Consider the following 6,255-nt stretch of genomic DNA (forward strand, 5'->3'; position numbering starts at 1 on the left):
TGGCCTCCAACGCCCGTTTCCACTGGCCTCAGATTACCAACTGCACCCAAAGCTTCCACGGTTTCCCGCGATGAACCTAAAAAAAGGCCCCGCCGACGTCTAGACCGGCGGGGCCAACCCATGTCAGAGAAGAATCTCATGGAGGAGACGGAACGGATCATATCGGCCCCGCCGCACGTGCCCAACCAAGCATTTCTGCTATCCAATCGCGCCGGCGCGCCGCACCGGTCACCCGTGCGGTCGGCATATCGATAGAACGAAAAGTCGTTTCCCGCTCCCCGCCCGGGTCGTTACCATGCTGTTTTAAGCCTGCGCTTAGCCGGGCGCCGCAGTCTCAAGGAGCGAATTTTGACCGCATTCGATCATCACCACCGGCCCTTCGTCGTCGGCATCGGCGGCACGACGCGCGCCGCGTCGTCGACCGAGCGCGCGTTGAGCTTCGCGCTGCGCGGCGCACAGGCGGCCGGCGCGCGCACGCGGCTGTTCGACGGCCCGTTTCTGCATACGCTGCCGCATTACGCCCCCGAACAGCAGACGCGCACCGCCGCGCAACTCGACCTGATCGAAGCCGTCCGCGAAGCCGACGCGATCATCATCGCCACGCCCGGCTACCACGGCGGCGTGTCCGGGCTCGTGAAGAACGCGCTCGACACGCTGGAGGAACTGCGCGCCGACGAGCGCCCGTACCTGGACGGCCGCGCGGTCGGCTGCATCGTCACCGCCTACGGCTGGCAGGCCGCCGGCACCGTGCTGACGTCGCTGCGCTCGATCGTCCACGCGCTGCGCGGCTGGCCGACGCCGTTCGGCGCGACGGTCAACACGCTCGAAACCCGCTTCGACAGCGCGGACAGCTGCTCGGACGCGAAGGTCGCCGCGCAGCTCGAAACCGTCGGCGCGCAAACGGCCGAATTCGCGCTCGCGTTCGCGTCGCACCGCGCGGCGACCCGCGTGGCCGCCGACCGCCCGCTCGCCCCCGTCCTGAATCTCGGCGCAAACTGAATTTCGCATTCCGCCCGTCACGGCGCGCGCCCTCCGGTCCGGACGGCGCGCGCCGCGCATTCCGCTTGCGTCCGCCTGCCGTGATAACCATTCCCGCGCCGCGCGTGATTTGCTAACGCATAAAGATTGGTTCACGCCCCCGTACCGATTGCTTACGCTGCAAGCTCCTCATTCATCCGCGAATGTCATGAATCGTTCGATCCGCTACAAGGGCTACGAAGTCGCGCCCGCGGCAGCGCGTCTGCCGAACGGCCTGTTCGCCGCCAACCTGACGATCGCGAAGGCCACCACAGGCCCCGCGCGCGCCTATTCGTTCGACGCCATCGATTTCTTCTTCGACGAGGAACATGCGCTGGCCTACGCGTCCCGCTGGGGGCGGCTGTGGGTGGACACCCACTGTTGAAGCGGCAGGCGGTGGCGCCGCGCGGCTTCGCGGCGCCACGAAAATACGTGAATCGGCGCGCTATGTGAGAATCGATCGCCTGATATCACCACAACCCGCTACCAAGCCATGTCTGACACGCTGCGACACGAGCAAGCGGCGGATCACGCAATGCGCAATTGGGCCCATGAGAGTCACGGCCCGGCGCAGATCGGTTCCGAAGTGCATAAGCAGATGTTCTGCCGCATGCTGCTCGACACCCATAACCCGTACAAGCCCGCCGTCATCGACTGGCCGCCGCTCACGCCGGCCGAACTCAAGCGGCTCACTTCGCTGCCCATCTGGGACATCGCGGTGCAGACCGAAGGACGCGCGTCGATTCGCGTCGCCACGTTCGCGGCCACGCTGTCCGACCCGCTGCTGCGCGCGGCGCTCGAGATGGACGCTGGCGAGGAGGCGCGCCACAAGATCGTGCTGTCGAAGCTCGTCGAAGCCTACGGCATCCGGCTCGCCCCCGAACCCGAGTACCCCGCGCCCAAAGACCCCGAATGGGCGTGGATCGTCACCGGCTTCAGCGAATGCATCGACAGCTTCTTCGCGTTCGGCCTGTTCCGTTCCGCGCAGCGTTCGGGATTTTTTCCGGACGAACTGGTCGATACCTTCGAGCCGGTCATCCAGGAGGAAGGCCGTCACATCCTGTTTTTCGTCAACTGGTATGCGTGGTACTGGCGCAATATGGCCTGGTGGCGGCGGCCGTGGTTCTTCGCGCGGGTGGGCGCCGCCTGGGTCCACCTGTTCCACCAGCGGCTCGGGATCGCGCGCGGCATCGACACCGACGGCGCCGCGCGCGATGCCAACTTCCCGGCCAACGCGGCCGGCAGCGTCGGCGATTCGCTGGATGCGCGCGAATTGATCGCGCTCTGCCTCACGGAAAACGACCGCCGCATGGCCGGCTACGATCGGCGGCTGCTGCGGCCGAAGTTCGTGCCGCGCATAGCGCGCCTCGCGCTGCGCTTCATGAAGAAGCAATAGCGGCGAACGGTGAGCCGCGGGCGGCGGAGCGACGCGCTCACGCCGCGCCGCCGCCGCCATCGCCGTGTTCCTGCGCGACCCGGACCAGCCAGCGCCGGATCGCCCTCTCCTCGTCGTCGGTCAATCCGTCTCGCAGCTGCGCGTCCAGCCGCCGCACCCGCTCGCGGCACCGCGCGAGCAGCGCCCGGCCTTCGTCGCTCATCTCGATCTGCTGGATGCGTCCATGCACCGCATGCGGGCGGCGCGCGATCGCGCCGCGCTTCTCCAGATTCGCGACGATCACGCTCACGGTCTGCGGCGTGAGGAGCGCGAGCCGGGCCAGGTCGGCACCGGAAAGGCCCGGGTAGGCGCTCAGCATGGTCAGCACCATGAACTGCGGCGGCGTGACGCCCAGATCCGCCAGCGTGCGCTCCATCGTCAGCCGCGACGCCGCGTGCGCCTGCCGCAGCAGATAGCCGAGATAGCCCGCCTCGCCGCGCTTGCCTTCGCCGATCGCGGGAATCGCAATGGCATCGTCCGCCGCAGGGGTATGGGAAGTGATCTTGCGCATAATGTCAGAGTTCGAATATATTGTTCGTGCTCTGACATATTAATCGATTCCTTCACTCCACTGGAGAACTGGCATGACGTCCCACCCCCGCATTTCCTATGAAGCATTCGGCAAGGCCGCGAGCGGCGTCGTCGATGCGCTGGTGGCGCTGGGCGCCGCGGTCGACGCATCGGGCCTCGAAAAAGACCTGACGGAACTCGTCAAGCTGCGGGTCTCGCAAATCAACGGCTGTACGTTCTGCGTGCAGTACCACCTGAATCTGCTGCGCCACGCGCGCGTGGCGCAGGAAAAACTGGATCTCGTCGCCGTATGGCGCGAAGCCGGGATTTTCTCGAAGCGCGAACAGGCCGCGCTGGCCTACGCGGAAACGGTCACCCGCTCGCTACCCGACGGCGTGTCCGATGCGCTGTATGCGGATGTGCGCGAGCAGTTCCCCGACGACCAGCTGATGTTCCTCACGGCGGCGATCGCGAACATCAACGCGTGGAACCGGATCGCGATTCCGTTCCAGTACCCGCCGATGTTTCCGAAACGGGGCTGAGCGGGCCGGCCGATCGATCGGCGAGGCGCCGGCGGGCTGATTCGGCCCGCCGGCTTGCAGCGCGCGCCCGCAGCCTCGGCTCGGGGCCGCCGCCGGCGCATGGACAATATGCACGAAGCGCGGCCTTAATCCTCACACCGTCAAACCCCACGACCCCACGCACCACTCGCCATCCCTCAATTAATAAGACGAGATAAATCCTTTCTTTTATATTCTGAAATATTACACAAAGAAAGGAAGTGAAATTCAAATCACATCTATCGATTCACGCCTCCGCCCCAAGCCGCCCCTACACGGCCGCGATCCCGCCCACAAAGGCTCCCAGCGGATTTCGACGCATCCAAGCAGGCCACGAATAAGTATTACAATAGATTTCAAGCCAATCATTAAACCGGTTTAACAAATCTCAAAAATCATTAATTGACGATGATTCACACTTAAATCTCAATATTTTGCATTTATTAGCAGTCTCGAAAATACATTTAAAATAGAATCCGCGCACTTAATCAATTAACTGCGCGATACCGGGGTTCGGCTACCAAGCAAGACGTCGGGTGGGTTGCGTAGATTTACGGAGAGTCTCCCGTCATGAACCGCACATACCGCTCCATCTGGAACGAAGCCCTCGGCGCCTGGGTCGCCACGTCGGAAATTTCGTCGGCACGCGGCAAGCCGAACAAGTCGTCGACCGCCAAGGTCGTGGCAGCCGCCGTCCTGCTGGCCGGCGCCAGCATCAATATCGCGCAGGCGCAATACGCGGCCGGCGGCGGCTCCGCCACCGGCGCGCAGTCCATCTCCATCGCCGGCGGTGCCGGCAGCACGACATCCGCGACCGGTTCGACCTCGATCGCGGTCGGTGCGAACGCCACGGCATCGGGCAACTATTCACAGGCATTCGGTCAGGCCACCACGGCGACGGGCGCGAGCGCGATCGGCATCGGCTCCGGCGCGAAGGCGCTGAATACCGGCGCGACCGCGGTCGGCAACGACTCGACGGCCTCCGGCACCAGCGCGGTCGCCATCGGCGGCGGCAACAGCTCCGGTACGGGCGGCGCCGCGGCGCTCGGCAACAATTCGATCGCCATCGGCCGTTTCGCCAACACGACGGCGGCTTCGACCGGCGGCATCGCCCTGGGGCCGAACGCAACCGTTTCGACGATCAACGGCATCGCGATCGGGAACGGCACACTCGCGACCAACACGACGTCGAATCCGGCCCTGGCCATCGGCAACCTGGCTTCGGCCACCAACACCAACGCATCGGCACTGGGCAATGGGGCGCTCGCAAGCGGCTCGGCCTCGTCCGCGCTGGGCACCCAGGCCGTCGCATCCGGCGACAACACGGTGGCGGCCGGCACCGGCGCAACGGCAGCCGGCACCGGCTCGGTGGCGGTCGGCAACAACAGCACCGCGGTCTATACGAACAGCGTCGCGATCGGCGCCGGCAGCGTGACGGGTGCGGCAGCGCCCACCGGTACGGGCTTCCTGACCGGCTCCGCCGCCCCGCTGTCGGAAGTATCGGTCGGCAGCTCGACCGCGCTGCGCCGCATCACCAACGTCGCCGACGGCTCCGCGCCGCAGGACGCCGTGACTGTTGCTCAGTTGAGCACCGGCATGAGCACCACGACGAGCGCGATCGCCTCGCTGTCGACTTCGGCTTCGACCGGCATCTCGTCGCTCTCCACGGGTCTGTCGACCACCAACAGCAACGTGACGTCGCTGTCGACCTCGGCTTCGACGGGGCTTTCGACCGCCAACAGCCGAATCACGTCGCTGTCGACTTCCGCTTCGACGGGCCTCAGCACGGCGACCAGCTCGATCGGCTCGCTGTCCACCGGACTGAGCACGACAAACAGCAATGTCGCTTCGCTGTCGACCTCGGCTTCGACCGGCATTTCGACCGCCAACAGCAGCATCACGTCGCTGTCGACTTCCGCTTCGACGGGCCTCAGCACGGCCACCAGCTCGATCGGCTCGCTGTCCACCGGTCTGAGCACCACCAACAGCACGGTCACGTCGCTGTCGACTTCCGCTTCGACGGGTCTGAGCACGGCCACCAGCTCGATCGGTTCGCTGTCCACCGGACTGAGCACGACCAACAGCAATGTCGCTTCGCTGTCGACCTCGGCTTCGACCGGTCTTTCGACCACGAACAGCAGCATCACCTCGCTGTCGACCTCCGCTTCGACGGGCCTGAGCACGGCTACCAGCTCGATCGGTTCCTTGTCCACCGGACTGAGCACCACCAACAGCAATGTCGCTTCGCTGTCGACCTCGGCTTCGACCGGCATTTCGACCGCCAACAGCAGCATCACCTCGCTGTCGACTTCCGCTTCGACGGGCCTGAGCACGGCTACCAGCTCGATCGGTTCCTTGTCCACCGGACTGAGCACCACCAACAGCAATGTCGCTTCGCTGTCGACCTCGGCTTCGACCGGCATTTCGACCGCCTACAGCAGCATCACCTCGCTGTCGACTTCCGCGTCGCCGGGCCTGAGCACGGCTACCAGCTCGATCGGTTCCTTGTCCACCGGACTGAGCACCACCAACAGCAATGTCGCTTCGCTGTCGACCTCGGCTTCGACCGGTCTTTCGACCGCCAACAGCAGCATCACGTCGCTGTCGACTTCCGCTTCGACAGGCCTGAGCACGGCTACCAGCTCGATCGGTTCCTTGTCCACCGGACTGAGCACGACCAACAGCAATGTCGCTTCGCTGTCGACCTCGGCTTCGACCGGTCTTTCGACCACG

Annotated in this window: 8 protein-coding genes and 1 pseudogene; 5 read left to right on the forward strand and 4 right to left on the reverse strand. The window is 65.2% G+C overall.

Annotated features, from left to right (window positions below; all coding sequences use genetic code 11):
• The first annotated feature begins 348 nt into the window (after positions 1 to 348).
• From RZR99_RS31680 to RZR99_RS31690, 3 genes are all read left to right on the forward strand, one after another.
• Positions 349 to 999, forward strand: a complete 651-nt coding sequence (locus tag RZR99_RS31680) for an NADPH-dependent FMN reductase (protein WP_323123657.1) — start codon at positions 349 to 351, stop codon at positions 997 to 999.
• A gap of 187 nt (positions 1,000 to 1,186) precedes the next feature.
• Positions 1,187 to 1,402, forward strand: coding sequence for a transcriptional regulator (locus tag RZR99_RS31685; protein WP_323123658.1), 216 nt, complete (start codon positions 1,187 to 1,189; stop codon positions 1,400 to 1,402).
• 108 nt (positions 1,403 to 1,510) lie between these two features.
• Entirely contained in the window at positions 1,511 to 2,413 is a 903-nt protein-coding gene (locus tag RZR99_RS31690) for a ferritin-like domain-containing protein (protein ID WP_323123659.1), read from the forward strand.
• Positions 2,414 to 2,450: 37 nt separating this feature from the next.
• On the opposite strand, the gene RZR99_RS31695 is transcribed toward RZR99_RS31690, so the two are convergent.
• Positions 2,451 to 2,963 carry a MarR family winged helix-turn-helix transcriptional regulator gene (locus tag RZR99_RS31695; protein ID WP_323123660.1) on the reverse strand — a complete coding sequence of 171 codons (513 nt, stop codon included), beginning with the start codon at positions 2,961 to 2,963 and terminating at the stop codon, positions 2,451 to 2,453.
• A gap of 73 nt (positions 2,964 to 3,036) precedes the next feature.
• Between RZR99_RS31695 and RZR99_RS31700 the strand changes: the two genes are divergently transcribed.
• On the forward strand, positions 3,037 to 3,504 hold the full coding sequence (locus tag RZR99_RS31700; RefSeq protein WP_323123661.1) for a carboxymuconolactone decarboxylase family protein: 468 nt from the start codon (positions 3,037 to 3,039) through the stop codon (positions 3,502 to 3,504).
• Between the two features lie 588 nt (positions 3,505 to 4,092).
• A pseudogene (locus tag RZR99_RS33610) lies at positions 4,093 to 4,917 on the forward strand (ESPR-type extended signal peptide-containing protein); the annotation flags it as partial.
• Between the two features lie 2 nt (positions 4,918 to 4,919).
• Here the strand turns inward: RZR99_RS33610 and RZR99_RS33615 are convergent.
• From RZR99_RS33615 to RZR99_RS33625, 3 genes are all read right to left on the reverse strand, one after another.
• Complete coding sequence (locus tag RZR99_RS33615) at positions 4,920 to 5,057, reverse strand: hypothetical protein (protein ID WP_456061837.1); 138 nt, start codon at positions 5,055 to 5,057, stop codon at positions 4,920 to 4,922.
• Positions 5,058 to 5,102: 45 nt separating this feature from the next.
• On the reverse strand, positions 5,103 to 5,945 hold the full coding sequence (locus tag RZR99_RS33620; RefSeq protein WP_456061838.1) for a hypothetical protein: 843 nt from the start codon (positions 5,943 to 5,945) through the stop codon (positions 5,103 to 5,105).
• 9 nt (positions 5,946 to 5,954) lie between these two features.
• A partial coding sequence (locus tag RZR99_RS33625; RefSeq protein ID WP_456061839.1) for a hypothetical protein occupies positions 5,955 to 6,255 on the reverse strand: 301 nt, incomplete at its 5' end.

This window comes from Burkholderia alba (genome assembly GCF_034721475.1).
In the GTDB taxonomy this organism is placed as follows: domain Bacteria; phylum Pseudomonadota; class Gammaproteobacteria; order Burkholderiales; family Burkholderiaceae; genus Burkholderia; species Burkholderia alba.